This is a genomic window from Nocardiopsis oceanisediminis (genome assembly GCF_048595525.1).
Lineage (GTDB): Bacteria > Actinomycetota > Actinomycetes > Streptosporangiales > Streptosporangiaceae > Nocardiopsis_A > Nocardiopsis_A oceanisediminis.
On sequence record NZ_JAFMZJ010000001.1, the window covers coordinates 4,172,555 to 4,198,577 of the forward strand.

Below are 26,023 nucleotides of genomic sequence, written 5' to 3' on the forward strand. Positions count from 1 at the left end.
CTGCGGGGATGCGCGATCCTGGTCGGCATGAGCAAGGAGACGCACGGCGGAAGCACCCGCTCACGGACCATCAGGCAGCAGCGGATCACCGATTACGTGATCAACCGGGGGTCGGCCTCGGCGGCCGAGCTGGTCGAGCTGACCGGGGTCAGCCTCATGACGGTCCACCGCGACCTGGACGAGCTGGCCCGCCGCGGCCTGCTGCGCAAGTTCCGCGGCGGGGTCTCCGCGCTGCCCTCCACCGTCTTCGAGAGCAACGAGGAGTACCGGCGCGGCGCGCACGTGGAGGCCAAGGCGGCCATCGCGCGGCGGGCGGTGGAGCACGTCGAGCCGGGCATGTCGGTGCTGCTGGACGACTCCACCTCGGCACTGGAGCTGGCCCGGCTGCTGCCCGAGGTGGGGCCGCTGACCGTGGCCACCAACTACCTGGGCGCGATCGAGGTGCTCAAGCGGGCCGACGAGATCCGGCTGATCTGCATCGGCGGGGACTACTCCGGCACCCACGACTCCTTCATCGGCATGGCCTGCATCGAGGCGGTGGAGCGGCTGACCGTGGACGCCGCCTACGTCTCCACCTCGTCGATGACCCCGGAGATGACCTTCCACCAGGAGCCGGAGATCGTGATGGTCAAGCGGGCCATGCTGGCCAGCGCCCGGACCAGGGTGCTGCTGATGGACTCCAGCAAGATGCCGCGGCCGGCCCTGCACCGGCTCTCCCCGCTCTCCGACTACGACCGGCTGATCGTGGACGCCGACACCCCCGCCGAGCTGGTCGAGGAGGCCCGGCAGCACGTCGAGACCGAGGTCGCCCCCTGGTGAGCCGGCTCCGCCGCGGGCGCACCGGGCCCGGTGCGCCCGGCCGCGGAATGTTACGGCAATAGAACCGACTCACGTATTGCATGTTAATTTAACAAGGTCCATGATGTGCCCCGGATCTCGTCTGGAGGACACATGACCACTACCCCTGTGCCGCCCGGCGCCGCCGAGCGCGGTCCCCTCACCCGCCTGCTCGCCCGGGCGGGGCTGCCGATCCCGCTCGCGCTGGGCTACCTGGGCCTGCTGATCTTCATGATCGGCGACGGCATCGAGTCCGGCTTCATCGCGCCGTTCATCGCCGACAACGGGGCCGGGAGCGACATCCGGGCCTCCTACGTCGTCACGCTCTACGGCGTCGCCGTGATGCTGGCGTCCTGGCTGTCCGGGGCGCTGTCGGAGCTGTGGGGGCCGCGCCGGGTCATGTTCGTCGGCCTGGTGATCTGGCTCGCCTGCCACGTCGGGTTCCTCATCGTCGCGGGGTCCGGGAACTACCCGCTGATGCTGCTCTTCTACGGGCTCCGCGGGTTCGGCTACCCGATGTTCGCCTTCGGCTTCCTGGTGTGGATCACCGCGGTGGCCCCGGCCAGGCGGCTGGGCGCGGCCGTCGGCTGGTTCTACTTCGCCTTCACCGGCGGCCTGCCCACGCTGGGCGCGCTGGTCGCCAGCTTCACCAACCCGCTCCTGGGCCACTACGGCACGCTCTGGCTGTCGCTGGGCGTCATCGCCCTGGGCGGCCTGGTCTGCCTGCTCGGGGTGCGCGAGCGCACCGGCTACTCCCGGCTGGCCCCGCCCGAGGTCAAGCCGGTGCAGAGCCTGATGTCCAGCATGGCCATCGCCTGGCGCAACCCGCGGGTGGGCATGGGCATGGTGGTGCGCGTCATCAACACCGCGCCCGAGTTCGGCATGCTGGTGCTGTTCCCGACGATCTTCGCCGAGCAGATCGGCTTCGGCGAGAGCCGCTGGCTGCTGCTGGTCTCGGTCATCTACGGCACCAACATCTTCTTCAACCTCATCTTCGGCGTGATCAGCGACCGGCTGGGCTGGCGCAACACCATCTTCTGGTTCGGCGCCCTGGGCTGCTCGGTGACCACGCTGCTGCTCTACTTCGTCCCGGTCGCCGCCGGCGCCGACCACTACTGGCTGGCCCTGCTGGTCGGCGCGGCGTACGGCGCGACGCTGGCCGGGTTCGTGCCGATCTCGGCGCTGCTGCCCTCGCTGGCCCCGGAGAACAAGGGCGGCGCGATGGCGCTGCTGAACTTCGGCGCGGGCGCCGCCGCCTTCGTCGGCCCGGCCATCGTCAGCCTCTTCCTCGGCCCGCTGGGCGCCGGCGGCGTGGTGATCGTCTTCGCGGTGCTCTACGTCGCCGCCGCGGTGATGACCTGGTTCCTCAAGCTCCCCGAGAAGACCCAGGCGGCCATGGAGACCGGCGCCGACCTGCAGGAGATCGCCGGCGGGGCGGCCGCCCCGCCGCGGTCCCCGGCCGGCTGAGCCGCCCCCTTCCGCGGGCCGCCCGGACCCCGGTCCGGGCGGCCCGCCCGCACGGAACGCGCCCGAATACCCGTCCTTTGCCCTGTTTTTCCGCGCTGACCTGGTGGTACCGTCCGAACAACCGCACAACGGCGGCGGGGTGCGCAGCGGAGTCCGGCAAAGAGTGTAAAAATCGACCAACATGAAGCAGCCGCCGTACATCCTCGTCGTGAACGGGACGAAGGTCAGACGCCCGGTCTTCGTGCTGGGCGCACCCCATTCCGGGGTCGGCCTCCTCGCCCGCGCGCTCGGCCGCGCGCCCGGCCTGCTACTGGGATCCGGGCACGAGGCCGTGATGAACGCGGTGTACACGGTGGCCCGCCGCCCCTCCGTCGCCGAGGAGCGCGCCTCGGGGACCGCCGCCCTGCTGCGCGACGCCTTCGCCGAGTCCTGGCAGCTCACCCCGGGGAACTGCGAGCGCTGCCCGGACGCCCGCCGGCCCGCCCGGGAGACCGCCGAGCCCTGCCCGCACGCCTCCGGCACCACCGCCTACGGCGACGCCAGCCCCGACCTGCTCTACACCGCCCCGGTGCTCGCCGCGGCCTTCGGCGACGCGGCGTTCGTGCAGATCATCCGGGACGGCCGGGACGTGGTGGCGGACATGCTCGGCGACGAGCGGGAGACCGCCTGGTTCCGGCCCGGCGGGATGAGCCTGGACGGCGAGCTGCCGCACCCCTTCTTCGGCGTGGAGACCGAGGAGGAGCGCGACCGCCACCCCTCGCTCTCCGAGGCCGCCAAGTGCGCGATGCGCTGGCGCGGAGCGGTGCGGCTGTCCGCCCGGCTCCGCTCCGAGCTGGGCCCCGACCGGCTGATGACGCTGCGCTACGAGGACCTGGGCGGCCGCGAGGTGGAGACCGCCGAGCAGCTGCTCGCCTTCACCGGAATCCGGGTCTCCGCGGTGGAGCTGGTGGAGGCCGGCGCCGCCCCGCCCGGGTCGCACCGCGCCCGCCTCACCGCCGAGCAGCGCGCCGACGTGCACGCGGTGGCCCGCACCGAGCTGTCCCGGCTGGGCTACACCAAGAGCTCCGCGAGGGCCTCCCGCTGATGCCCGTCGGAACCGGAGAAGGAGCGCCCGTGCCGTCGACGCCCCCGGCCCCCGGGGCCCTGCCCGGAGCCCCGGCGCGGCCGCCCCTGGACCTGCGCGCCGCCGCGCTGTCGGCCGCCTTCCTGGTGCTGCTGGTGCTGCCGGTGCTCTCCCCCTGGTTCCTCTTCTCCATCGCCCCCTGGTTCATGCCCGCCCTGGCCGCGGCGGCCGCGGCCACGGGCCTGCTCGCCCCGGACCTCCGCTACGGCGCGGTGCCGCTGCTGGGCGGGGTGCTCGCCGCCGCCCTGGCGCTGCTGTGGGGCGCGGAGTCGCTGCTGACCGTCTACAACGCCCTCGTCGCGGGGGTGGCCTTCGGCGCACTGCCGTGGCTGCTGGCCGGGGCATGGGCCCGGAACCGCCGGTCGCTGGCCCGGGAGTGGGAGGCGCTGGAGCGGGCCGAGGAGTCCCGGCGGCACGAGGCCGAGGCGGCCAGGATGCGCGAGCGCAACGCCGTCGCCGAGGAGCTCCACGACGACCTCGGGCACGCGCTGAGCCTGGTCGCGCTCGGCCTGGGCCGGCTGGAGCTCAGCCCGGACCTCGGCGAGGAGCACCGGGAGGCGGTGGCACGGGCCCGGCGCGGGGTGGGCGAGGCGGTGGAGCGGCTCGGCGCCTCGGTGGAGCTGCTGCGCGGCGACGCGCCCCCGCCCGCCGAACCGCCCGCCGGCGGCGTCGCCGAGCTGGTGGCCGGCGCCCGCGCGGCCGGCGCCCGGATCGACGTCGAGGACGAACCCGGCGAGGAGCGGCTGGCCGCGTTCGGCGCGGCCGGCGTGCACCGGGTGGTCCGGGAGGGGCTGACCAACGCGCTCAAGCACGCGCCCGGCCGCCCGGTGCTGGTCCGCTTCGCCGACCGGGGCGAGAGCCTGGCCGTCACCGTGCGCAACCCCGCCCCCGACCCGGCGGCCGGGCCGCGCCCCGGCGGGACGGGGCTGGCCGCGCTGCGCGAGCGGGTGCGCTCCCTGGGCGGGACGATGACCGCCGGGCACGCCGGCGGCGCCTTCACCCTGGAGGCGGTCCTCCCCCTCGCCGCCACCCGCCCGCCCGGCTCCCCGCCCCCGGAGGCCCCCGCCGGCGGGGAGGACGGGGTCTCCCCGCCCCGCCTGACCTCCGAGATGCGCCGCAGGCTGGAGAAGGCCCGCCGCAGGAGCGCCCTGAGGTTCGGCGCGGCCCTGGCCGCACCGGTCGCCGCGGTGGCCCTGGTCGCCGCCATCGCCCAGGCGGTCAACGTCGGGGAGGCCTCCCGCTCCCTGCTCTCCCCCGCCGCCTACGCGGCCATCTCCCCCGGCGACCCCCGCGCCGAGGCCGAGGCCCTCCTCCCCGCCCACCAGGCCGACGTGGTGGACCCCGACCCCCCGCCCGGCGACTGCCGCTACTACGCGGCCACCGCCGACCCCCTCGACGACGCCTTCGGCGACACCTACCGGATCTGCTTCACCGCCGACCGCGTCTCCTCCAAGGCCCTCCTCCCCGGTTCGGCCTCCTAGCTGTACTGACCACTGAGGTTGGTTACACAACGGACAGAGCATGAAAAAGCGAAGGACCTCCGGTATCGGTGTGGATGTCTGACGTCCCACCAACGACCAGGAGGTCCTTCGTGGCCCACAGTACCCATGCCAACGCCCCGCTCACACCCCGCGGCCGCCTGGCCCCGGCCCGCTGCATCGTCGAGGGCGGGTGGCCCCTGCGCCGGGCCGCCGAACGCTTCCAGGTCAGCCACACCACCGCCAAGCGCTGGGCCGCCCGCTACCGCGCCCAGGGCGAGACCGGCATGCGCGACGCCTCCAGCCGCCCCCGCCACTGCCCCCGGCGCGCCCCCGCCCGCCGCGAGCGCCGCGTCGTCAAGCTGCGCGTCCTCAGAAGGCGGGGCCCGGCCCGCATCGCCGGGCGCCGATGCCGGCCAGGGCCCGCCTGAAGGCCCGGCCCCGCTCGGCGGCCGGCACCCGCTCGGCGGCGGTGCCGCGGCGGGCGGAGAACGCGGCGGCGCCGGTCCGCTCCGGCGTCGGGGCCGCCGCGCCGGAGGGGTGGCCGGGAGCGCCCCTCACCCCTGCGGCGGGGCCTCCATCCAGGCGCGGGCCCGCGCCCAGGCCGGGCCGGCCGGGTCGATCACCGCGAAGTGGTCGACGCCGTCCAGGACCTGCAGCTCCACCGGGTCGCCGGCGGCGCGGGCGGCCTCGGTGTAGGCGAGGCTCTGCTGCAGCGGGACGCGCTGGTCGCGGTCGCCGTGCAGGACCAGCTGCGGCAGGCCGAAGGGGGCCTGCGCCACCGGTGAGGCGGCGCGCAGCTCCGCCCCACCGGGTTCGGGGCCGAGGAAGTCGGCGACGGCGCCCTCGCCCAGGCCGCGCCGGTGGGTGTCGGCCAGGTCGGTGACCGGGGCCAGGCAGACCACCGAGGTCAGCGGCGATCCCGGGGCGGCCAGCAGCGCCAGGTGGCCGCCGGCCGAGTGGCCGACCGCGACCACCCGGTCCGGGCGGTCCGCGGAGCCCTCGGCGGGCAGCCGCTCCGCCAGCAGCGCCAGGGCGGCGCGCACGTCGTCCAGGGTCTGCGGCCAGCCGCCGCCGTCGGAGCCGGTGCGCCGGTACTCCGCGTTCCACACCCGCCACCCGGCCTCGGCCAGGTCGGCGGCGATCGGGTCCATCAGGTCGGCCGCCCGGATGTCCCGCCAGAACCCGCCGTGCAGCAGCACCGCGACCGGCGCGGGCCGGCCGTCCGCCCTCCGCACCGGGCCGCCGGCCTCGATCCTCTGGCTGGGGTGCGCCCCGTAGCGCAGGACCTCCGCCCGCCCCGGGGCCCGCTCTCCGCTCTCCGCTTCCATGCCCGCCATCCTTCCACCGCCGGATGCCCTCGGCCGCCCTCCGGGCCGCCGGACCGCCTGCACGCTCCCGCCGGCCCCGGTCGACGCTCCCGGGCGCCTGCGCTGAGAGGCTGCCGGGTGTGCGAGCGGACGCCCGGAGCGTCCGGGCGCGGGCCGGGGGAAGCGGCGGTCCGGGTCCCGGTGCCGCAGCGGGAAGGCTTCACGGAGGCAGGCCGCGGCGGGCGGTGTGCGCCTCCGGCGCGGGCCGGCCGGGCGGGGAAGCGCGAGGCGGCCCCACCGGGCGGCCGGCCGGACACCCGACGGCCTCTGAGGCGGGGCGCGCACGGGACGTCCGGGGGCCGGCCCCGGTCCGCCGCACCTCCGCGGCCCTCTCCGGGCCTTCTCTGGGCCCTCCGGAGAGCCTTCCCTCCTTCCTGCGGCACCGGTCCGCCCCTTCCCGGGGAGGGGCCGCGAGGGCGCCGCTTCACCGCCGGGACCCGGGGCGCCAGCGGCGGTGGGCCGGCCCCTGGTCGGGGTGGCGGAGCAGCTCCAGGCGGGGGCGGGGGCCGTCGGTGCGGCCGGTCGGCGGGCGGCGGGAGCCCCGGGAGAACTGGACCGGCCAGTCCGCCCCGGGGCCGGCGTAGTCCTGCTCGGCGGCGGCGTGCAGGGTCCACTGCGGGTCGTAGAGGTGGGTGCGGCCCAGCGCGCACAGGTCGGCCCGGCCCGCCAGGATCAGCGAGTTGACGTCGTCGTGGGAGGAGATCGCGCCGACCGCGATCACCGGGATCCCGGTCTCGGCGCGGATCCGGTCGGCGAAGGGCACCTGGTAGCTGCGCCCGTAGGCGGGCTCCTCGTCCGCGACCACCTGGCCCGTGGAGACGTCCACGGCGTCCGCGCCGGCCGCGGCGAAGGCGCGGGCGATGCGCACCGCGTCGTCACCGCCGGTGCCGCCCTCGGCCCAGTCGGTGGCCGAGATGCGCACCGTCATCGGCCGCTCGGCGGGCCAGGCGGCGCGCACCGCCTCGAAGACCTCCAGGGGGTAGCGGAGCCGGGCGTCCAGGTCGCCGCCGTACCGGTCGGTGCGCCGGTTGGTCAGCGGGGAGATGAACCCCGACAGCAGGTAGCCGTGGGCGCAGTGCAGTTCGAGCAGGTCGAAGCCGGCCCGAGCGGCCGATTCGGCGCTGCGCGCGAACCGCTCCCGGATCCCGTCCATGCCGGCCCGGTCCAGCTCGGCCGGGACCTGGCCGACGCCGGGCCGGTACGGGATCGGCGAGGGCGCGACCACCGGCCAGGCCCCCTCCTCCAGCGGGTCGTCCATCCCCTCCCACATCAGCCTGGTGGCGCCCTTGCGGCCGGAGTGGCCCAGCTGCACGCCGATCGCGGCGGTGCTGGAGGCGTGCACGAAACCGGTGATCCGCCGCCAGGCCTCCTCGTGCTCGGGGGCGTACAGCCCGGCGCAGCCCGGGGTGATCCGCCCCTCCGGGGAGACGCAGACCATCTCCGTCATCACCAGGCCGGCCCCGCCGAGCGCCTTGGAGCCCAGGTGGACCAGGTGGAAGTCGCCGGGGGTGCCCTCCTCGGCGGAGTACATGTCCATCGCCGAGACCACGATCCGGTTCTTCAGCTCCAGGCCGCGGAGGCGGAACGGGTGGAACATGGCCGGCCGGGGGCCGCTCTCCGCCCCGCTCTCCCCCTCCCCGCGCGGCCCGGCGGTCCGGGCGGCGGCGCGCTCGAAGGCGGCGTCGACCGCGGCGACGAACCCGGGGTCGCGCAGCCGCAGGTTCTCCCGGCCCACCCTGCGGCTCCGGGTGAGCAGGTTGAACGCGAACCGGAGCGGCTCCTGGCCCATGTAGCGGCCGATGTCCTCGAACCACTCCAGGCTGGCCTGGGCGGCGCGCTGCAGGCTCTGCGCGACGGGGCGGCGCTCGGCCTCGTAGGCCTCCAGCGCCGCGTCGGGGTCGGGGTGCTCGTGCAGGCAGGCCGCCAGGGCCAGGGCGTCCTCCATGGCGAGCTTGGTGCCCGAGCCGATGGAGAAGTGCGCGGTGTGCGCGGCGTCGCCGAGCAGCACCGTGCGCCCCCGCCGCCAGGTGCGGTTGCGCACCGTGGTGAAGGAGCGCCAGCGGGCGCCGTTCGGGATGAGCCGGTGCCCGCCGAGCACCCCGGCGAAGAGCTCGGCGCAGCGCCGCACCGATTCGGTGTCGTCGGCGCCGGGCGGCAGGCCCGGGTCGCGGAACCCGGCGGCCCGCCACACCTTCTCGTGCATCTCCACGATGAAGGTGCTCTCCCGCTCGGAGTAGGGGTAGGCGTGCGCCTGCACCACCCCGTACGGGGTCTCCAGGACGTGGAAGTTGAAGGCGTCGAAGACCAGGTCGGTGCCGAGCCACATGTACCGGCAGGCCCGGCGGTCCAGGGTGGTGCCGAAGTGGCCGGCGTGCGCGGTGCGCACCGCGCTGCCGGCGCCGTCGGCGGCGACCACCAGGTCGTGCCCGCGCTCCAGCTCCTCCAGCGGCGGCGCCTCGGTGCGGAAGCGCAGTTCGACGCCGAGCTCGGCGCAGCGGTCGCGGAGGATGCCCAGCAGCACCCGGCGGTCGACCGCAGAGAAGCCGTGCCCGCCGGAGGTGGCGGTGGTGCCGCGGTAGTGCACGTCGATGTCGTCCCAGCGGGCGAAGGACTTGGCCAGCGCGGCGTGCACGTCCGGGTCGGCGTGCTCGATGCCGCCGAGGGTCTCGTCGGAGAGCACCACCCCGAACCCGAAGGCGTCGCCGGGCGCGTTGCGCTCGTAGACGACCACCCGGTGGCCGGGGTCGAGCCTCTTCACCAGGGCGGCGAGGTACAGCCCGCCGGGGCCGCCGCCGATGCAGGCGATGCGCATGGGGCCTCCGTGACTGGTCGGGCGGCCGGGCGCCGCCGGTGTGCTCGGTCGCGGGCCGGCGGCTCAGCCGCTCTCGCGGAGCTTGAACCGCTGCAGCTTGCCGGTCTCGGTGCGGGGCAGCGCCGCGGTGAACTCCACCGCCCGCGGCGTCTTGTAGGGGGCGATGCGCTCCTTGACGAAGGCCTTCAGCGCCTCGGCGGCGGCCTCGTCGGAGGGGGAGCCCTCCGCGGGGACGACGACGGCCTTGACGATCTGCCCGCGCTCGGTGTCGGGGACGCCGACGACCGCGGCCTCGGCCACGTCCGGGGAGCGCATCAGCACCTCCTCCACCTCGATGGCGGCGATGTTGTAGCCGGCCGAGACGATCATGTCGTCGGAGCGGGAGCGGTACCAGAAGTAGCCGTCGGCGTCGCGCACGTAGGTGTCGCCGGTGATGTTCCAGCCGCCGCGCACGTAGACCGCCTGCCGGTCGTCGTCGAGGTAGCGGCAGCCGACCGGGCCGCGCACCGCGAGCCGGCCGGGCGTGCCGTCGGGCACCGGGCGGCCGTCGTCGCCGAGCACCTCGGCGGTGAACCCGGGGACGGGGCGCCCGGTGGAGCCGGGCCGGATGTCCTCGTCGGCGGCGGAGATGAAGATGTGCAGCATCTCGGTGGCGCCGATGCCGTCGATCAGCCGCACCCCGGTCGCCTCGTACCAGGACTGCCAGACCGCGGCGGGCAGGTGCTCGCCGGCCGAGACGCAGCGGCGCAGCGGGGACAGGTCGCGCCGGCCGGCCTCGGCCAGCATCGCCCGGTAGGCGGTGGGCGCGGTGAACAGCACGGTGACGCGCTCCTCTTCGATCGCCCGGGCCAGCCGCTCCGGCCCGGCCTTCTCCAGCAGCAGGGTCGCGGCGCCGGCGCGCAGCGGGAAGATCAGCAGGCCGCCCAGGCCGAAGGTGAAGCCGAACGGCGGGCTGCCCGCGAACAGGTCGTCCCGGCGGGGCTTGAGCACGCGGGCGGAGAAGGTGTCGGCGATGGCCAGCACGTCGCGGTGGAAGTGCACGCACCCCTTGGGCCGGCCGGTGGTGCCCGAGGTGTAGGCGATCAGGGCGACGTCGTCGGCCGCGGAGGGCAGCGCGGCGAAGGGCGGCTCGCCCTCGGCGGCGGCCTGCTCGGCGAGGGCCGCGGGGTCCTGCGGCCCGCCGTCGCCGTAGACCGCGACCCGGGTGCGGCCGCCCAGGTCGCCGGCGGCGCGGTCGGCAGCGGTGTGCAGGTCGGCGGCGAACCGGGCGTCGCACAGCGCGTGCGAGACGCGCGCCGCGCGCAGCACCGCCTCCAGCTCCTCGGCGCGCAGCACCGGCAGGACGGTCACCACCACCCCGCCGGCCTTGAGGACCGCCAGCCAGCAGGCGGCCAGCATCGGCGAGTTGGGGCCGCGCAGCAGCACCCGGTTGCCGGGGCGCACGCCCATCTCCTCGACCAGCAGCCGGGCGATGCGGTCGGTGCGGGCGCGCAGCCCTCCGTAGGTCCACGCCTCGCCCTCCCCGCCGCGGACGCAGGGCCGGTCGCCGCCGTACCGGTCGATGGTGCGGTCCAGCAGCTCCTCGGCGCAGTTGAGCCGGGCCGGGTAGTGCAGCTCGGGCAGGGTGAACAGCAGGCGCGGCCACTGCTCGGCGGGCGGGAGGCGGTCCCGGGCGAAGGTGTCGGCGTAGGCGGACGGGGAAAGACTCGGCTCCATCGCGGTCTCCTGCTGGTCCGACTGTCGGGTCTGGTCAGGCGTCCGGTGGCCGGCGGGCGTCGGCGCGGCGGAACATCTCCCGCGCGATGATGCCGCGCTGCACCTCCGAGGCGCCCTCGTAGATGCGCGGGGCGCGGACCTCGCGGTAGAGGTGCTCCAGCAGGTGCCCGCGCCGCAGGGCGCGGGCGCCGTGGATCTGCACGGCGGCGTCGACCACGTACTGGGCGGTCTCGGTGGCGTGCAGCTTGGCCATCGCGGCGCGCTCGGTGGGGGCGGCGCCCTCCGGGGCACCGCCGCCGGCCGCGGTGTCCTGGGCTTCGGCCGCCCAGTAGACCAGCAGCCGGGCGGCCTGGGTGCGGACGGCCATCTCGGCCAGGGTGTGCGCGACGGTCTGCTGGTCGCGGAGCGGGCCGCCGAAGGCGTGCCGGGCCGCGGCGTGCCGCTCGGCGGCGTCCAGCGCGGCCTGGGCCATGCCCACGGCGAACGCGCCGACGCTGGGGCGGAACAGGTCGAGGGTGCGCATCGCGACCCGGAAGCCGCGGCCCTGCTCGCCGACGAGGTCGCCGGGGCCCACCGGGACGCCGTCGAAGACGAGCCGGCCCAGCGCGTGGTCGGCGAGCATGTCCAGGTGCTCGCCGTGCAGGCCGGGGCGGTCGGCGGGGACCAGGAACGCCGAGACGCCGCGCGCCCCGGGGTCGGGGCCGGTGCGCGCGAAGACGGTGTAGAAGTCGGCGTCGGGGGCGTTGGAGATCCAGGTCTTCTCGCCGTGCAGCCGCCAGCCCCCGTCCCGGCCGGGGCGGGCCTCCAGCCGCAGCGCGGCCGCGTCGGAGCCGGCCTCCGGCTCGCTGAGCGCGAACGCGGCGACCGCCTCGCCGGCGGCGGCGCGCGGGATCCACTCCGCGGCCTGCTCGGGGGTGCCGGACTGGAGGATCGGGTAGGCGCCCAGGCCCTGCAGGGCCAGCGCGGTCTCGGCGGCGGTGCTGACCCCGGCGGTGTGCTCCCGCAGCAGGCACAGCTCCAGTGCGGAGGCGCCCTTGTCCGGGAAGAGCCGGGCGAGCAGGCCGGCGCCGGCCAGCCGGCGCAGCAGGGCGCGGTCGACGCGCCCGGCGGGTTCCGCCCGCTCCCCGCCGTGCGCGGGGGCTCCAGGGCCGAACGCGCGCTCGGCCGCGGCGCGGACCGACGCGGCGAAGCCGCGCTGGTGCGGGCTGAGCGTGAACGCCATGCGCCCTCCCCGGGTCGCCGATGGTCCGCCTCCGAATATACCGAGTGCGTGACGGCCGTCAATGGTTCGTCACTCGCGGGTTCCCGGCGGTATCGTGCAAGCGTGACGACGGCACCCGGTACGGCACTCGACGGCCCCAACGGCACCCCCGGGGAGACTCCGGACACCGCGGGGCGGTCCGGCGGGGAGCGGCGCAACCGCCGCCCCCGCTCCCTGATCGTCTCCTTCTTCGGCGGCTACGGCCGGGAGATCGGCGGCTGGGTCTCGGTGGCCGGGCTGATCTCGCTCATGGCCGGCCTGGAGGTGGACGCGCCCGGGGTCCGCTCGGCGGTCTCCCGGCTCAAGCGGCGCGGGCTGCTGGAGGCCGAGCGGCGCGGCGGCGCGGCCGGCTACCGGCTCTCCGAGGCGGGCGTGCGCATCCTGGCCGACGGCGACCGCCGCATCTTCGAGCGCCGCACGGCCGAGCTCTCGGCCGGCTGGGTGCTGGTGGTCTTCTCCATCCCCGAGGCCGAGCGCGGCCTCCGGCACCGGCTGCGCTCCCGGCTGACCTGGCTGGGCTTCGGCAGCACCGCCGCCGGGGTGTGGATCGCCCCGGCCCACCTGGCCGACGAGGCCCGGCGCGCCCTGACCGAGCTGGGCGCGCGCGGGTACGCCCAGCTCTTCACCGGGCAGCGGCTGGGCTTCGGCGACCTGGCCGACGCGGTCGCCGACTGGTGGGACCTGGACGCCCTGCAGGGCATGTACCGCGCCTTCCTCGGCGAGTACGAGCCGGTGCTGGCCCGGCACCGCCTCTCCGGCGAGGACTCCGGCGACCCCGCCGCCGCCTTCGCCGACCACCTGCGCGCGGTGGACGCCTGGCGCCGGATGCCCTTCCTCGACCCCGGCCTGCCCCCCGAGGTCCTCCCCTCCGCCTGGTCCGGCACCCGCGCCGCCCAGGTCTTCCTCGACCTGCACGCCCTGCTCCGCCCCCCGGCCCTGGAGCACGTCCGCACCGCCACGGGCGGCTGAGGCCCGGGGGCCGCCTCCCCTCCGAACGGGACGGGTTCCCACTTCCGAGCCGAGCCCTCTCCCCGAGCAGGGTCCTGCTCGGCGGCGAGGGCGAGTGGGGGACCGGCTGGTCGGTCCGGCGCGGGCCCCACAGGGCGAAGGTTCAGACCAGCGGCGACGGCGCCGGTAGAGGCGGGGCCGGGCACTCCGGCCGGGTGCGGCGCCTCGCGGAGCGAGGGTTCAAGCAGGCGGCGAGGGCGGGAGGGGCCGGCGCCGTGTTCGCCGGCCCGGCAGGGCACGTGCATCCGGCAGGAGAAAAGCGGCGCCCCGGTGAAGGCAGGGCGGGCGCTCGCCCGCACCCGCCTGGGGGTTATGCCTTATATGTCGGATCAGTGGCGGGGTCGGGCAGGCGTGGGGGCTCCCTGCGCATCTCCACGGCGACCCCGATGACGCCTACGCGCGAGTAGTACCCCCTGAAGCCCTCATCCTCCCCCCAACGATTACCTAAAGTGACCAAGAAGAGCTCCGCGGGAGCACAAAAGCGACATCTCACTTCCAGCCTTGACCTTCCCGGGATTCGGCCCGCCAGTTTCCGGCTTTGCCATCGGCACGAATCCCCGTCCCTCGACCCGAACGGCGCCGTTCGAGCCCTCAGAGGCCGAATCCGGCCCGAGATGCGCGCCCCGGCGCCGCCAGGGTGATGTGGAGATGCGCAGGGCACCCTAGCCAACCATCACCCTGCGTATTTATCCAGGTCAGGAAGGGGTGAGGTTTCCAGATGGCCGCCCGAGGCGACGCGGGAGCGGCCATCCCGCCGTCCCGGCCAGCACCGGCCCCCTCGACCGCCCCGCCGCGCCTGACCGACCGGCCGGTCCCCCTCCCGCCATCGCCGCTTGCTCGAAGCCCGACCCCGTGAGACGCCGCGCTCGGCCGGAGCGCCCGGCCCTGTCCCTTCCTGCGCCGTCGCCGCCTGCTCGAACCCTCACCCCGTGAGGCTCCGCACCCGACCGACCGGTCCCGCCGGGTGGCCGGGGCTCGCCTGGCTTCGCTGACCAGGGCACACCGCCCCTCAGAGGGCTAGGCGTAGGTCACCAGTGGCCGGGGCTCTCCGCCTGCGGTGCGGTGGAAGTCGGCGAGGTCGGTGAGGAGGGAGCGGAGCGTCTCGGCGTCCTCGGGAAGGCGGGCGGCGAAGTCGGGCCAGCCGGTGAAATGGAGTGCGCCCGGCGTCTCCACCAGGCCGGTGACCGCGTCCCAGAAGGCGTTCCAGTTCCGGCCGTAGAAGGCGGGGAAGCCCAGCTCCCGCTTGAGCAGCCGGTGCAGGCCGTCCGCGTCGGCCACCCCGGAGAGGTCGATCCGGACGGTGACGCCGGACAGGTCGTCGCCGAAGGTCGCGACGGTCCCGGGGCGGGTCTCCCGGACCGCTTCGACCAGGTCGAGCAGGCCGGCGGCGTCCTCCGGCCGGTTCTCCACCAGTGCGCTCCAGCCCACGATGTGCAGCTCGTGCGGGATCCGCGCCCGCTCCTGGGCCGGCAGGCGCAGGTCGGCCCAGGTGCGCGGGGCGCAGGCCTGCACCGCCAGCCGGGCGGCCACCACCCGGACCAGGGAGGCACCGTCGAGCTCCTCGGGTGAGACGTCGATGATCATTCCGCCGCCCCCTCCCCCGCGCCGGGGCGGACGGCGGCGGCCGCGTGGCAGGCCAGGCGGCCCTCGGCGCGGGCGGTGATCCGGCCGTCCGCGATGCGGACCGCGGTCTCGGTGCCGTCGCCGGGGTCGGCCGCGCCGGCCGCGGCGGCGATGGCGCCCTCCGGGTCGCAGACCACCTGGAGCCGGGGCAGCGCCTCGGCGGGGAACGCGCCGCGCAGGCAGCCGGTCAGGTCGGCGACGGCCAGCCGGGCCAGCGGGAGCAGTTCGCCGGGGGCGGCGGCGGTGACCGCGGCGGTGACCCGGTCGCCGGGGCGGGCGGCGCGGACCGCCTCCTCCACGGCGCCGAGCCGGTGCACCCCCAGCACGCACAGCACCCCGTCGGCGGCCAGGTCGGCGGGGGCGGCGGCGACCAGGTCGGCCGCCTCCGGGGGCGACCAGGGCTCGTCGGTCTCCCGCACCGGCGGCGGGTAGGCCGGTTCGGGCCACGCGTCGTCGGGGTAGACGCCGTCCAGGTGCTCGCAGGCGCGGACCACGTCGAACGGATCGGTGAACCCGGGCGCCGCGGCGGCGGTGCGGCCCGCCCCGTGCAGCAGGGTGAGCGCGGCCTCGGCGGTGCGCACCCCGCGGGCCGCCGGCTCCGGGCCGAGCCGCTCCAGGGCCAGCCCGAGCAGCAGCGCGTCCACCTTCATCAGCTGGGCGAAGGCGCGCCGGGCGGGCTCGTCGGCCTGGACCTCGGGGATGAGGTCCTCGTCCATCCGGGCCTCGCCGGGGCGGCCGTCGGCACCGGCCAGCGGGAGCCGGGACACCCAGGCGCGGGCGAACGCGCCGAGCGCCTCGCGGGCGGTGCGGCCCGGCGCCGGGGGCGGCGGGGCGGGGGCGCGCTCGGCCCGCTCGGCGAGGACCGCGAAGTACAGTGCGCGCTTGCCCGGGAAGTTGGAGTAGACCGCCCCGCGGGTGAGTTCGGCGCGCTCGGCGATGGCGTCCACCTTGGCGTCGCGGAACCCCCGCTCGGCGAACTCCGCGTCCGCCGCGGCCAGCACTTTCGCCCGGTTGACCCCCTGCAGCTCCGCCCTGCTGAGCCTGGCCATCGCGCTCCTCGCCGCCGCTTTGCCGTTCCGCACCGCCCAAGATATCGTCATCATCCAGATGATGGGATCATCTAGAGGGGCGGGGGCGTGTGGCGCGCATCGGGGACGGCGACGAGCTGCTGAAGTGCTCGTTCTGCGGCAAGGGCCGGCGGCAGGTGCAGCGGCTCATCGCCGGACCGGTCGGGGTCTGCATCTGCGACGAGTGCGTCGGGCTCTGCAACGAGCTGGTCGACGAGGAGTTCGGCGAACCCGCGCCCCCGGTCCCGGCCGACCTGCCCAGGCCCCGGGAGGTCCATGCGTTCCTGGATTCGCATGTGATCGGTCAGGAGCAGGCGAAGAAGGCCTTGTCGGTGGCGGTGTACAACCACTACAAGCGGGTGCGCTCGGAGGGGGAGCGCCCGCGCGATGAGGACGTGGAGATCGCCAAGTCCAACATCCTGCTGCTGGGGCCGACGGGGTCGGGCAAGACGCTGCTGGCCCAGACGCTGGCCAAGATCCTCAACGTGCCGTTCGCGATCGCCGACGCCACGGCGCTGACCGAGGCGGGGTATGTGGGCGAGGATGTGGAGAACATCCTGCTGAAGCTGATCCAGGCGGCCGATTACGACGTGAAGAAGGCCGAGACGGGGATCATCTACATCGACGAGGTGGACAAGGTCGCCCGCAAGTCGGAGAACCCCTCGATCACCCGGGACGTGTCGGGCGAGGGGGTGCAGCAGGCGCTGCTGAAGATCCTGGAGGGGACCACGGCCAGTGTTCCGCCGCAGGGCGGGCGGAAGCATCCGCATCAGGAGTTCATCCAGATCGATACGACCAATGTGCTGTTCATCTGCGGGGGCGCGTTCGCGGGGCTGGACGGGTTGATCGATCAGCGGGTGGGCCGGCGGGGGATGGGGTTCAACGCGGTGCTGGGTCCGGAGGCCGGCGGTGCGGACCTGTTCGGCGAGGTGATGCCGGAGGATCTGCTGAAGTTCGGGATGATCCCGGAGTTCGTGGGGCGGCTGCCGGTGATCACGAGTGTGCATGATCTGGATCGGGGGGCGCTGATCCGGATTCTGACCGAGCCGCGCAATGCGCTGGTGAAGCAGTATCAGCGGTTGTTCGAGCTGGACGGTGTGGGGCTGGAGTTCTCGCCGGGGGCGCTGGAGGCGATCGCGGAGCAGGCGATCATCCGGGGGACGGGGGCCCGGGGGCTGCGGGCGATCATCGAGGAGGTGCTGCTGTCGGTGATGTACGAGGTGCCCTCGCGTGAGGATGTGGGGCGGGTGATCATCACGCGGGAGGCGGTGCTGGAGCATGTGAATCCGACGATCGTGCCGCGTGGGGGCCGGGGCGAGGAGCCCGAGGAGAAGACCGCCTGACCGCACCGCCCCCGCCCTATTCCGGGACCACCGCCGTGCCGACCAGCTCCACCACCGCTTCGGGGTCGAACAGCTCGGCGACCCCGAACAGCGCCATCGCCGGGTAGTGCCGGCCCAGGTGGCGTCGGTAGACCGCGCCGATGCCCCTCAGGTCGGCCCGGTAGTCGGGGACGCTGGTGGTGTACACCGCCAGGGAGACCAGGTCGCCGGGCCCGCCGCCGGCCGCGCGCAGCGCGGCGACCATGTTCCCCATCGCCAGGTCGAACTGGCCGCGCAGGCCGCCGCCGCCGATCGACCCGTCGGGCAGCTGGGCGGTCTGCCCGCCCAGGTAGACCGTGCGCCCCGCGGCCGGCACCACCGCGTGCGCGAAGCCCACGGCCGGCGCCAGCCCTCCGGCCTCGACCAGGCGGTGCGGGGTGCGCACCTCCGCCTCCGTCCGCTCCTCCGCCACGGGCTACCTCCCCTTCCACTCCGGCTCGCGCTTCCCGGTGAACGCCGCGTGGAACTCGGCGTAGTCCTCGGTCTTCATCAGCAGCGCCTGGGTGACCGCCTCCAGCTCGACCGAGGCGGACAGCCCCATGTCCAGCTCCCGGGAGAGCAGCGCCTTGGTCTGGGCGTAGGCGAACGCGGGGCCGGCGGCCAGCCGCTCGGCCAGCCGCGCCGCGGCCCCGCCCGACTCCCCGTCCTCCACCAGCTCGCTGACCAGGCCGATGCGGTCGGCCTCCTCGGCGCCGACGGTGTCGCCCAGCATCAGCAGCCGGGTGGCGTGGCCCAGGCCGACGACCCGGGGCAGCAGGTAGGCCGCGCCCATGTCGCCGCCGGCCAGGCCGACCCGGGTGAACAGGAACGCGAACCGGGCCGAGCGCTCCACCAGCCGGAAGTCGGCGGCCAGCGCCAGCACCGCCCCGGCGCCGGCGGCGATCCCGTGCACCGCCGCGATCACCGGCACCGGGCACTCCCGCATCGCCCGGACCGTCTCCCCGGTCATCCGGGTGAAGCCGAGCAGGCCGTCGGGGTCCATCTCCAGGGTGGCGCCGATGATCCCGTCCACGTCCCCGCCGGAGCAGAAGCCGCGTCCCCGGCCGCGCAGCACCAGCGCCCGCACGTCGTCCCGGTGCGGCAGCTCCAGCAGCAGGTCGCGCAGGTCGGCGTAGACGTCGAAGGTGAGCGCGTTGAGCCGGTCGGGCCGGGTGAACTCCACCGTGGCCACGCCGCCGCGCAGCGACAGGTCGAAGTGCTCCCAGGAGTCGGTGAAGGGCGCGGACGCTCGGAACGGGCTCACTGCTGGACGCCTCCTCCGTCGAGGACGATGGTCTGGCCGTTGACGCAGCCCGCGGCCTCGGAGGCCAGGTAGCCGACGGCCGCGGCGACCTCCTCCGGCTCCACCAGCCTGCCCAGGGGCGCGGCGCCCGCCAGCGCGCGCTCGGCCTCCTGGGCGCTGCGCCCGGTGCGCTCGGCGATCCGGGCCGCCGACCGCTCGGTCATCGGGGTGCGGACGAACGCCGGGCAGACCGCGTTGCAGGTCACCCCGGTTCCGGCGACCTCCGCCGCGGTCGCCCGGACCAGGCCCACCAGGGCGTGCTTGGCCGCGGTGTAGGCCGCCGTGTAGGGGGTGCCGACCAGCCCGGCGGTGGAGGCCACCGCGACGATCCGGCCGCGGTCCCGCTCCCGCATGCCGGGCAGCACCGCCCGGGTGAGCAGGAACGCGGTGGTGGCGTTGGCGGCGAAGTGCTCGTTCCAGGAGGCCGCCGAGGTCCGGTGCAGCGGCGCCGATTCGGCCGCGCCGGCGTTGTTCACCAGCACCTCCACCGGGCCGTCCAGCCCGGCCAGTGCCCGCTCCACCTGCTCCTCGTCGGCGGCGTCGCAGACCGCTCCGCGCACGCCCGAGCCGTCCAGGTCGCGTTCGAGCCGGGCGAGGCGGTCGGCGTCCCGCCCCAGCGCGACGACCCGCAGCCCGGCGCGGGCCAGCAGCGCGCACACGGCGCGGCCGATCCCGCCGGCCCCGCCGGTCACCACGGCGATCCGCGCGGCGCTCTCCATGGGGCGCACGCTATCACTCGATCATGACCCCCGTCATGAAACCGACATGAAACGGCCGCCGGCGTCCGCGGCGGCCGCCCCGCCCGGAACCCGGACGGACCGCCGCACACCGGCCGCGAAGCCGCCGGCGATTACCGGGAACCCCGTGCGCCACGGGAGACTCCAAGGACCACAGGGCGGGAGAGGCCCGCCCGGCAAGCGAGAGGAACGCCCGTGGAGACGGTTTCCGCCGCCGCGATCACCGAGCGGTTCGGCAGGCTCTTCGACACGCTGGACTCCGACGGCGACGGCGCCATCGACTGGGAGGACTACCAGCGCCTCGTCGACCGCTACACCCGGGGCTACTCCCTGGAGGCCGAGGACCGCAGGACCCAGGCGCTCCGCACCTCCTACCAGATGCTGTGGCTGGAGCTGCTCCGCCACTCGGGGGTCTCCGGGGCCCGCCTCCCGGACCGGGAGGCGTTCGTCCGGGCCATGCACGCGGTGGCCGAGGACGGGAGCCGCTTCAACGCGACCGAGGGCCTGGCCGACGCGGTGTTCGACCTGCTCGACGATGACGACGACGGTTCGATCAGCGAGGCCGAGTACCTCCGGTACGCGGAGGTCCTGGGCGCCGGCGCCGAGATCGCGCGGACCCGGTTCAAGGCGCTGGACACCGACGGCGACGGGTCCATCGGCCGCGAGGAGTTCATCCAGTCGGCCCGGGAGTTCCTCTTCGGGGACGACACCGAGTCCGCGGGCGGCTTCGTCTTCGGGATGGTCTGAGCCCCGGCACGGCCTGAGGGCCGCCCCGCGCGGGCGTCCGCGCCGGCCGGCGGCGCGGATGCGCTCCCCCCGGCCCCGGCGCCGGACCGGCGTCTATCATGGGCCCATGGGTGAACTCGGAATCGCCGGCCTTATCGCGCTGGCGCTCATCATGGCGATCCCCGTCTCGATCTTCGGGGGCTTCGCCGTCTACTCCCTCCGTGTCGCGCGCAAGGGCCCGGAGGCCGTTCTCGCCTCCGCCCGCAAGCGCCGCGAACTGGCCTGAGAGAACGGCGGAGGGCGCCTCCCGTCCCCGGGAGGCGCCCTCCGCCGCGCCGGCCGCACTCAGTCCGCGTCGAAGGTCTCCGGGTCCGGGCCGAACCGCCGGCCCGCATCGAGCCCCGAGACATCCTCCATGTCGGCGCTGCTCAGCGTGAAGTCGAAGACGTCGAAGTTGGACCGGATCCGCTCCGGGGTGACCGACTTCGGGATCACCACGTTGCCCAGCTGCAGGTGCCAGCGGATGATCACCTGCGCGGGCGTCTTGCCGTAGGCCTCGGCGATCTTGACGATGGCCGGCTCGTCCAGCAGGTTCCCCTGGCCGAGCGGGCTCCACGCCTCGGTGACGATGCCGTGCTCGGCGTTGAACCCCCGCAGCTCCGCCTGGGTGAGCCTGGGGTGCAGCTCGATCTGGTCGACCATCGGCGTGATGCCGCCCTCCTCCATCACCCGCTCCAGGTGCGGGGCGTTGAAGTTGGAGACGCCGATGGCGCGCACCCGCCCTTCGGCGTAGAGCCGCTCCAGGGCCTTCCAGGTGCTCACGTAGGCGTCGTGCATCGGCAGCGGCCAGTGGATCAGGTACAGGTCGAGCTGCTCGACCCCCAGCCGCGACAGCGACGCGTCGAAGGCGCGCAGCGCCGGGTCGTAGCCCTGGTCGCGGTTCCACAGCTTGGAGGTGAGGAAGACGTCGTTCCTGGGCAGCCCGGAGCGGCGCAGCGCCTCGCCGACGCCCTCCTCGTTGCCGTAGGCGGCCGCGGTGTCGATGCTGCGGTAGCCGGCCTGCAGCGCGGTGCCGACCGCGTCGACGACCTCGTCGCCGCCCACCTGCCAGACGCCGAACCCCAGCTGCGGCATCCGGACCCCGTTGCCGAGCGTGACCTCAGGCATCTCGAACATGCTCTTCTCCCCCGTTGCGGTCGTTCGTCCGCCGCCCCTCGGCCCGCCCCTGCGGAACTCCTCCGGCGAGCGCGCCCCCGGCGCCCCCGCCACCCGCTCCGCCGGGCCCCTCGCCCTCCCCTGGCGGCCGGCCTCGGGCCCGACGCCCCACCTTGCTTCGAAATCACCGCCGGCCGCAACCGGAGCGGTCCGCTCGACACCCGTATGTGACCTGCTCGTCCTGTTTCCGAATCATTCCGTCATCCGGTAGACGACGCCGATCACCACCTCGTCCTCCGGGTGGGCCCCGGGAACCGCGCCGGGGAACTCCCCCGCGGCCCCGCACCGCACCGCGAACGGCGCCCCGGGCCACCGCTCCTCGATCTCCTCCGCCACCGAGGTCCGCCCGGCCGCCGCGGCGGTCTCCCGCTGCCCCGGCGTCTCCAGCTCGTCCTTGGGGTACCTCCGCGACACCGCGGCCACGAACCGCGCCTGCCGGGGCAGCACCCCCCGCCCCAAAGCGTCGAGCACCGCCACCTGCTGTTCTCTGCTTCGCTCCATGCTTCATCATGCCTCGCACGTCGCGCATTGTCACGACGGCGGCCACGCAGAGCGACGTCCCGGCACCGCCGCCCCCGCCCGCACACGTCACGGGAGCCCCTGGGAATGCGGTAGAGTCGTCCCTGTCGGCAGGCGGCGCACGGCGCCGCGGCGGGCACACGGGACGTAGCGCAGTTTGGCAGCGCACTTGACTGGGGGTCAAGGGGTCGTGGGTTCAAATCCCGCCGTCCCGACAGAGCGGTAGCGGTTCAGAAAGAGGTTCGCCGGTCGGCGGGCCTCTTTCTTCGTCTCCGGTGGGGTTGAACCGGGGCCGGGCGGGCCGTTGGCCGCGCGGGCCCGCAGTTCATCCCCGTGCTGGAGCGGATGCGGGTGCGCGGACCGGTGGGCCGCCCCCGCACCCGGCCCGGCGCGGCATCGCCACCCGCTCTGACAAGACCCCCGAGAGCTGTCCGGCCGGTCTCCGTCTCCGTGCCTGCATGAGCTGGATCAAGGACCTCATCCGAGCCGATCAATGACCACGACTCCCTACAGGGCCTAGCGGCGTTCCGGTACCAACGCGAGCACCCGGGCCCCGAGGGACTCCAGGGGGCCTCGGGCGAACCTGCGCGACCACATCCCGGCGGCGACGACCAGGACCAGGGAGATCGCGCAGTAGGCGGCCACGACCGACGCACCGATCACGAACGGCCCGGTCCCCCGCAGCAGCCCCGCCAGCCCCAGTCCCCAGCCGTAGAAGACCACCGACCCCAGCAGGTTCTGCAGGACGTAGCAGCTCAGTGCGGTCCGGCCCACTGCGGTCAGGGAGCGGACCACCGGCCCGTTCCCGCGCGCCCGGTCCATCAGCCACCCGGCCAGGCCCACGTACCCGAGCATCAGCAGGCCGGAGAAGGCGTACCGGTGCGCCGTGCCGAGCTCGGGGACCACCGATCCCAGGACGCACAGCGGTAGCCCCAGGCCCAGCCCCCAGGCCAGTAGCCGGCCCCGGATCCGCTGCCCTTCCGCGGAGTCGCCGAAGACGCCCGCCCGGTGGAGCCGCACCCCCAGCAGGAACAGGAAGAGGGTCATGGGGAAGGCCACGAGGATCTCGGCGCGCGTGCCCAGGAAACCCGACCACCGCTCGGCCACCTGGGCGGGGTAGGTGCCCTCGATGAAGAGGAGCTCCTCGCCCCCGACCGACAGGGGCCCGGGGTCATCCGCCGGGAACAGGGCGAACATCAGGGTGAACGCGCTCATGAGGGTGAGGTTCACCCCCAGCGCGGTCCACATCACCACCGACCGCACCCTCTCCGAACGCCCCAGCAGCCACACGACCACCAGAGCGGTGACGGCGTAGCCCATGAGGACGTCCCAGGCGAACAGCAGCACGGTGTGCAGTGCGCCCTCGACCAGCAGCAGGACCTGGCGCCACCCGTGGCGGCCGGGCCAGCGCCGACCGTGTGCGGCGGCAGAGCGGTACTGCACGGCGAGGCCGATGCCGAACAACATCGCGAGCATCGCGTAGAACTTGCCGTTGACCAGCGGGTCCAACACCGCCCTGAGGGCGCCCTCGGGCGCCACGCCGGGCAGGAAGAGCCAGACATTGACCGCGAGGGTGCCCAGGATGGCGACTCCCCGCAGCACGTCCAGGAGCGGCAGCCGGGAGCGGGACACGGGTCGGTCTTCGGATCGGGCCTGTGAGGCCCCGGATTCGGTTTCCATACCCGGCAGCCTTGGGGGTGCGGGGCCCAGCACGCGTCGCCCGAACGGCAGATGCGGCCCCTTATGCCGTTCGGCATACGACGGACGACGCGCCATGCACCACCATGAGGGGATGGAGACGACCCGGACCCGACCGGATTCGGGAGCGCCGCACCGCCGTCGGCACCGATCGCCCTCCCCCGCCCTCGACGTCCTGATCGCGGCGGGCTGGGCGGTGGCGGCGTTCGCCTGGTGGGGGATTCCCGACCCTGCCGCCGCACCGTGGTGGGCGCCGCCCCTGGCCGTGGTCTGCGCCTGCCTCCCTCTGGTGTGGCGGCGCCGGTACCCGGTGGCCGTGGCCCTGGCCACCGGCACCGCGGCGCTCACGGCCGCGGTCCTCCTCGGCGCGGGCGCCCCCATGCCGGAGGCGCTGGCGGCCTTCGCCGCCGGGTCGGCCGTTCTGCACCGGGCCCCGGCCGCCCTGGTGGGCGCGCTCTCCGTGCCGTGGATCCTGACCCTGTTCACCCTGAGCACGGAGCGACCGGAGGCACTGTGGGGGAGTCCGCAGCAGATCGTGATGATCGCCCTGACCGGGACCCTGCCCGCGCTCGTGGGCCTGCTCCTGCGCATGCGCGCCGAACGCGCCGGGCAGCGGCGCAGCGACGAACGCTCCCGGATCCAGCGCGAGCGCGCCCGGGAGCGGGTCCGGATCGCCCGGGACGTGCACGACATCGCCGGGCACCACCTGAGCGCGATCCGGCTGCTGGCCGTGGGCGGCCGCGAGTCGCTGCGCGGGCCCCAGGCCGACCCCGACCGGGTGCTGTCGGCGATCGCCGACACCGCCGGGCGGGCGGTGGCCGAACTACGGGAGCTGCTGGAGCCCCTGCGCGAGGAACGGTGGGAGGAGCCCCCGCCACCGCAGGTGCGCTTGGCGGACCTGCCGCGGTTGGCCGAGGCGGTGGAGGGGGCCGGCCTGGTCGTGGACCTGGTACCGCCTCCGGAGATGAACGTGGAGGTCCACCCCCGGGTGGCGGAAGGCGTCTACCGGATCGTGCAGGAGGCCCTGGGCAACGTGCTGCGGCACTCCTCCGCCCGTCGGGTGCAGGTGCGCCTGTCCCGGCAGGGCTCGGACGCGCTGCTGGTGAGCGTGGCGGACGACGGCGACCCCCCGCCGGGGCCGCCCGCGACGACCGGCCTGGGCCTGCGGGGGATACACGAACGCGCTCGGGAACTGGGCGGTCGCGCCGAGGCCGGGTTCCGGCCGGGCGGGGGCTGGCGGGTGCTGGCCGTGCTCCCCCTGACGCCCGCCGGCGACGGAGAGGAGGCGCGGACGTGATCCGCCTGCTGGTGGCCGACGACCAGCCTGCCGCACGGGAGGGGCTGCGGCTGCTCTTCGAGGCCGCCCCGGACGTGGCGGTGGTCGGCGCGGCCGCGCACGGCATCGAACTGGTCGCCATGGCGCGGCGGCTGCGGCCGGACGTGGTCCTCACCGACATCCGCATGCCCGGCATGGACGGGGTTGCGGCGGCCCGGGAGCTGGCCCGGCTGGACCCGCCGCCGCCCACGGTCATGCTGACCACCTTCGACCTGGACGAGTACCTGTTCGGCGCGTTGCAGGCGGGGGCAGCGGGGTTCCTGCTCAAGGAGAGCGAACCGGAGCTGTACATGATGGCGGTCCGGGCGGCGGCCCGCGGCGAGGGGGTGATCGACCCGCGTGTAACGCCCCGGCTGGTCGACCGGTTCGCGCGGACCTCCCCGCGGACACCGCCGCCCCGCGCCCGCGACCTCACCGCCCGGGAACGGGAGGTCCTGGGCCTGGTCGCGCGGGGGCACGGCAACACGCGCATCGGCCGGGAGCTGGGCATCACACCCGGCACGGCCAAGGTGCACGTGGCCCGCATCCTGACCAAGCTCGGGGTGGCGAGCAGGGTGCAGGCCGCCCTGTACGCCTACCGGTACGGTCTGGTGACCTGGTCCGACACCGCCGAGGAGCTCTGAGCCCCGATGCCCCCGGTACCGAGGCGACCTGGTCGCGCACCACCGGCGCCCCGGGCCCCTGCCGCGGAACCGGCCCGCACCCGACCACCGATTGGAGACCGGCCGGGTGGCTCGCGGGGGTCTTGCCGCGGCGGGTGGACGCAGGCCCGTTTCCTCGTCGGCCGACCGCGCGCGGGTCATGGGACTCGGGCTACCGGGCCCGCCCCGGCCGCAGGGGCGGATCCGGCGGATTGACCACGACCCGGCACAGGCCCTAGGGGGCGCCCGGTGCCGGCCCCGCCTCTTCGGGCGGGGGCGCGTCGACGATGGAGGGGAGCAGCCCCGGGAACCGCTCTTCGACTTCGCTCCATCGGACACGGCTCAGCCGGGAGGTGCCCTGCAGCCGCGTCGCCACCAGGCCGCTCTCCCGCAGGGTGCGCAGATGGTGGGAGATCGTCGAGCGGTTGACCGGAAGGTCCAGCGACCCGCACGACCCCTCCCCTCGCTCGACGAGCATGCGGACGATCTGCAGGCGCACCGGGTCGGCGAGCGCCTGGAGCAGAACGCCGATGTCCAGGGTCCGCAGGTCGGGGTGGGGCACCCAGGTGGATTCGCCGGGCGTGCCGGTGCGAGGCGTCATGAGTTCCATTACACCGCACCGATTGTTACGATGCCAATCAAAAATTTCGATGGCCATCGAAATTATCGGCGGCCGTCGAGACCGCCGGGCCCATGGACCCGGGCCCGACCGGCTCCGGGCCCCT

Annotated in this window: 23 protein-coding genes, 1 tRNA gene and 1 pseudogene; 12 read left to right on the forward strand and 13 right to left on the reverse strand. The window is 75.1% G+C overall.

Features of this window, described 5'->3' with window-relative positions; genetic code table 11:
* Nucleotides 1-27: 27 nt before the first annotated feature.
* The 5 genes and pseudogenes from J0910_RS18605 to J0910_RS18625 all read left to right on the forward strand — a co-directional run.
* Nucleotides 28-819: a DeoR/GlpR family DNA-binding transcription regulator gene (locus tag J0910_RS18605; RefSeq protein WP_420159809.1), complete on the forward strand. Its 792-nt coding sequence runs from the start codon at nucleotides 28-30 to the stop codon at nucleotides 817-819.
* A 132-nt stretch (nucleotides 820-951) separates the two neighbouring features.
* Complete coding sequence (locus J0910_RS18610; RefSeq protein WP_420159810.1) at nucleotides 952-2,304, forward strand: MFS transporter; 1,353 nt, start codon at nucleotides 952-954, stop codon at nucleotides 2,302-2,304.
* Nucleotides 2,305-2,485: 181 nt separating this feature from the next.
* The gene (locus J0910_RS18615; RefSeq protein WP_420159811.1) at nucleotides 2,486-3,388 is read left to right on the forward strand and encodes a sulfotransferase family protein; all 903 of its coding nucleotides are present in this window, start codon (nucleotides 2,486-2,488) and stop codon (nucleotides 3,386-3,388) included.
* Nucleotides 3,389-3,417: 29 nt separating this feature from the next.
* Nucleotides 3,418-4,908 (forward strand): sensor histidine kinase, encoded by a 1,491-nt coding sequence (locus J0910_RS18620; protein ID WP_420159812.1) that lies wholly within the window; start codon nucleotides 3,418-3,420, stop codon nucleotides 4,906-4,908.
* 74 nt (nucleotides 4,909-4,982) lie between these two features.
* A pseudogene (locus J0910_RS18625) lies at nucleotides 4,983-5,306 on the forward strand (leucine zipper domain-containing protein); the annotation flags it as partial.
* Between the two features lie 156 nt (nucleotides 5,307-5,462).
* Here J0910_RS18625 and J0910_RS18630 read toward each other — a convergent pair.
* The 4 genes from J0910_RS18630 to J0910_RS18645 all read right to left on the reverse strand — a co-directional run bounded on the left by J0910_RS18630 (nucleotide 5,463) and on the right by J0910_RS18645 (nucleotide 12,025).
* On the reverse strand, nucleotides 5,463-6,236 hold the full coding sequence (locus J0910_RS18630) for an alpha/beta hydrolase family protein (protein WP_420159813.1): 774 nt from the start codon (nucleotides 6,234-6,236) through the stop codon (nucleotides 5,463-5,465).
* Nucleotides 6,237-6,699: 463 nt separating this feature from the next.
* Nucleotides 6,700-9,087, reverse strand: a complete 2,388-nt coding sequence (locus J0910_RS18635) for a bifunctional salicylyl-CoA 5-hydroxylase/oxidoreductase (RefSeq protein ID WP_420159814.1) — start codon at nucleotides 9,085-9,087, stop codon at nucleotides 6,700-6,702.
* A gap of 63 nt (nucleotides 9,088-9,150) precedes the next feature.
* The gene (locus tag J0910_RS18640; RefSeq protein WP_420159815.1) at nucleotides 9,151-10,803 is read right to left on the reverse strand and encodes an AMP-binding protein; all 1,653 of its coding nucleotides are present in this window, start codon (nucleotides 10,801-10,803) and stop codon (nucleotides 9,151-9,153) included.
* Nucleotides 10,804-10,837: 34 nt separating this feature from the next.
* Nucleotides 10,838-12,025: an acyl-CoA dehydrogenase family protein gene (locus J0910_RS18645; protein ID WP_420159816.1), complete on the reverse strand. Its 1,188-nt coding sequence runs from the start codon at nucleotides 12,023-12,025 to the stop codon at nucleotides 10,838-10,840.
* 102 nt (nucleotides 12,026-12,127) lie between these two features.
* On the opposite strand from J0910_RS18645, the gene J0910_RS18650 reads away from it, so the two are divergent.
* Nucleotides 12,128-13,033 carry a PaaX family transcriptional regulator gene (locus tag J0910_RS18650; protein WP_420159817.1) on the forward strand — a complete coding sequence of 302 codons (906 nt, stop codon included), beginning with the start codon at nucleotides 12,128-12,130 and terminating at the stop codon, nucleotides 13,031-13,033.
* A 1,056-nt stretch (nucleotides 13,034-14,089) separates the two neighbouring features.
* On the opposite strand, the gene J0910_RS18655 is transcribed toward J0910_RS18650, so the two are convergent.
* Nucleotides 14,090-14,656 (reverse strand): barstar family protein, encoded by a 567-nt coding sequence (locus J0910_RS18655; RefSeq protein ID WP_420159818.1) that lies wholly within the window; start codon nucleotides 14,654-14,656, stop codon nucleotides 14,090-14,092.
* Nucleotides 14,653-15,744 (reverse strand): TetR/AcrR family transcriptional regulator, encoded by a 1,092-nt coding sequence (locus J0910_RS18660; RefSeq protein ID WP_420159819.1) that lies wholly within the window; start codon nucleotides 15,742-15,744, stop codon nucleotides 14,653-14,655. Before J0910_RS18660 ends, J0910_RS18655 begins: the two co-directional genes overlap by 4 nt.
* Nucleotides 15,745-15,833: 89 nt before the next feature.
* Here J0910_RS18660 and clpX point away from each other — a divergent pair, with 89 nt between their 5' ends.
* Complete coding sequence (gene clpX / locus J0910_RS18665; RefSeq protein ID WP_420159820.1) at nucleotides 15,834-17,105, forward strand: ATP-dependent Clp protease ATP-binding subunit ClpX; 1,272 nt, start codon at nucleotides 15,834-15,836, stop codon at nucleotides 17,103-17,105.
* Between the two features lie 16 nt (nucleotides 17,106-17,121).
* Here the strand turns inward: clpX and J0910_RS18670 are convergent, their stop codons facing one another.
* Genes J0910_RS18670 through J0910_RS18680 form a run of 3 tightly spaced genes read right to left on the reverse strand, consistent with a single transcriptional unit; the run spans nucleotide 17,122 to nucleotide 19,145 of the window.
* Nucleotides 17,122-17,556: a RidA family protein gene (locus J0910_RS18670; protein WP_420159821.1), complete on the reverse strand. Its 435-nt coding sequence runs from the start codon at nucleotides 17,554-17,556 to the stop codon at nucleotides 17,122-17,124.
* A gap of 3 nt (nucleotides 17,557-17,559) precedes the next feature.
* The gene (locus J0910_RS18675; protein ID WP_420159822.1) at nucleotides 17,560-18,387 is read right to left on the reverse strand and encodes an enoyl-CoA hydratase family protein; all 828 of its coding nucleotides are present in this window, start codon (nucleotides 18,385-18,387) and stop codon (nucleotides 17,560-17,562) included.
* Nucleotides 18,384-19,145 carry an SDR family NAD(P)-dependent oxidoreductase gene (locus tag J0910_RS18680; protein ID WP_420159823.1) on the reverse strand — a complete coding sequence of 254 codons (762 nt, stop codon included), beginning with the start codon at nucleotides 19,143-19,145 and terminating at the stop codon, nucleotides 18,384-18,386. Before J0910_RS18680 ends, J0910_RS18675 begins: the two co-directional genes overlap by 4 nt.
* A 213-nt stretch (nucleotides 19,146-19,358) precedes the next feature.
* Here J0910_RS18680 and J0910_RS18685 point away from each other — a divergent pair, with 213 nt between their 5' ends.
* The gene (locus J0910_RS18685; RefSeq protein WP_420159824.1) at nucleotides 19,359-19,910 is read left to right on the forward strand and encodes an EF-hand domain-containing protein; all 552 of its coding nucleotides are present in this window, start codon (nucleotides 19,359-19,361) and stop codon (nucleotides 19,908-19,910) included.
* Nucleotides 19,911-20,016: 106 nt separating this feature from the next.
* On the forward strand, nucleotides 20,017-20,175 hold the full coding sequence (locus J0910_RS18690; protein ID WP_420159825.1) for a hypothetical protein: 159 nt from the start codon (nucleotides 20,017-20,019) through the stop codon (nucleotides 20,173-20,175).
* Nucleotides 20,176-20,234: 59 nt separating this feature from the next.
* On the opposite strand, the gene J0910_RS18695 is transcribed toward J0910_RS18690, so the two are convergent.
* The gene (locus J0910_RS18695) at nucleotides 20,235-21,065 is read right to left on the reverse strand and encodes an aldo/keto reductase (protein WP_420159826.1); all 831 of its coding nucleotides are present in this window, start codon (nucleotides 21,063-21,065) and stop codon (nucleotides 20,235-20,237) included.
* A 231-nt stretch (nucleotides 21,066-21,296) separates the two neighbouring features.
* Nucleotides 21,297-21,605: a hypothetical protein gene (locus J0910_RS18700; RefSeq protein WP_420159827.1), complete on the reverse strand. Its 309-nt coding sequence runs from the start codon at nucleotides 21,603-21,605 to the stop codon at nucleotides 21,297-21,299.
* Nucleotides 21,606-21,764: 159 nt separating this feature from the next.
* Here J0910_RS18700 and J0910_RS18705 point away from each other — a divergent pair.
* Nucleotides 21,765-21,838 (forward strand) — tRNA-Pro (locus tag J0910_RS18705).
* 301 nt (nucleotides 21,839-22,139) lie between these two features.
* On the opposite strand, the gene J0910_RS18710 is transcribed toward J0910_RS18705, so the two are convergent.
* Nucleotides 22,140-23,303 carry a DUF418 domain-containing protein gene (locus J0910_RS18710; RefSeq protein WP_420159828.1) on the reverse strand — a complete coding sequence of 388 codons (1,164 nt, stop codon included), beginning with the start codon at nucleotides 23,301-23,303 and terminating at the stop codon, nucleotides 22,140-22,142.
* Between the two features lie 112 nt (nucleotides 23,304-23,415).
* Between J0910_RS18710 and J0910_RS18715 the strand changes: the two genes are divergently transcribed.
* Both J0910_RS18715 and J0910_RS18720 read left to right on the forward strand, forming a co-directional pair.
* Nucleotides 23,416-24,618: a sensor histidine kinase gene (locus J0910_RS18715; RefSeq protein ID WP_420159829.1), complete on the forward strand. Its 1,203-nt coding sequence runs from the start codon at nucleotides 23,416-23,418 to the stop codon at nucleotides 24,616-24,618.
* A complete protein-coding gene (locus J0910_RS18720; RefSeq protein ID WP_420159830.1) occupies nucleotides 24,615-25,280 on the forward strand; it encodes a response regulator in 666 nt (221 codons plus the stop codon). Before J0910_RS18715 ends, J0910_RS18720 begins: the two co-directional genes overlap by 4 nt.
* Before the next feature lie 253 nt (nucleotides 25,281-25,533).
* Here the strand turns inward: J0910_RS18720 and J0910_RS18725 are convergent, their stop codons facing one another.
* On the reverse strand, nucleotides 25,534-25,899 hold the full coding sequence (locus J0910_RS18725; RefSeq protein WP_420159831.1) for an ArsR/SmtB family transcription factor: 366 nt from the start codon (nucleotides 25,897-25,899) through the stop codon (nucleotides 25,534-25,536).
* Between the last annotated feature and the right edge of the window lie 124 nt (nucleotides 25,900-26,023).

Bases quoted from the DNA above. Each gene is read 5' to 3' on its own strand.
- J0910_RS18605 (WP_420159809.1), top strand. From the start codon at position 28: ATGAGCAAGGAGACGCACGGCGGAAGCACCCGCTCACGGACCATCAGG.
- J0910_RS18610 (WP_420159810.1), top strand. From the start codon at position 952: ATGACCACTACCCCTGTGCCGCCCGGCGCCGCCGAGCGCGGTCCCCTC.
- J0910_RS18615 (WP_420159811.1), top strand. From the start codon at position 2,486: ATGAAGCAGCCGCCGTACATCCTCGTCGTGAACGGGACGAAGGTCAGA.
- J0910_RS18630 (WP_420159813.1), bottom strand. From the start codon at position 6,236: ATGGAAGCGGAGAGCGGAGAGCGGGCCCCGGGGCGGGCGGAGGTCCTG.
- J0910_RS18635 (WP_420159814.1), bottom strand. From the start codon at position 9,087: ATGCGCATCGCCTGCATCGGCGGCGGCCCCGGCGGGCTGTACCTCGCC.
- J0910_RS18640 (WP_420159815.1), bottom strand. From the start codon at position 10,803: ATGGAGCCGAGTCTTTCCCCGTCCGCCTACGCCGACACCTTCGCCCGG.
- J0910_RS18645 (WP_420159816.1), bottom strand. From the start codon at position 12,025: ATGGCGTTCACGCTCAGCCCGCACCAGCGCGGCTTCGCCGCGTCGGTC.
- J0910_RS18655 (WP_420159818.1), bottom strand. From the start codon at position 14,656: ATGATCATCGACGTCTCACCCGAGGAGCTCGACGGTGCCTCCCTGGTC.
- J0910_RS18660 (WP_420159819.1), bottom strand. From the start codon at position 15,744: ATGGCCAGGCTCAGCAGGGCGGAGCTGCAGGGGGTCAACCGGGCGAAA.
- J0910_RS18680 (WP_420159823.1), bottom strand. From the start codon at position 19,145: ATGGAGAGCGCCGCGCGGATCGCCGTGGTGACCGGCGGGGCCGGCGGG.
- J0910_RS18690 (WP_420159825.1), top strand. From the start codon at position 20,017: ATGGGTGAACTCGGAATCGCCGGCCTTATCGCGCTGGCGCTCATCATG.
- J0910_RS18695 (WP_420159826.1), bottom strand. From the start codon at position 21,065: ATGTTCGAGATGCCTGAGGTCACGCTCGGCAACGGGGTCCGGATGCCG.
- J0910_RS18700 (WP_420159827.1), bottom strand. From the start codon at position 21,605: ATGGAGCGAAGCAGAGAACAGCAGGTGGCGGTGCTCGACGCTTTGGGG.
- J0910_RS18710 (WP_420159828.1), bottom strand. From the start codon at position 23,303: ATGGAAACCGAATCCGGGGCCTCACAGGCCCGATCCGAAGACCGACCC.
- J0910_RS18715 (WP_420159829.1), top strand. From the start codon at position 23,416: ATGGAGACGACCCGGACCCGACCGGATTCGGGAGCGCCGCACCGCCGT.
- J0910_RS18725 (WP_420159831.1), bottom strand. From the start codon at position 25,899: ATGACGCCTCGCACCGGCACGCCCGGCGAATCCACCTGGGTGCCCCAC.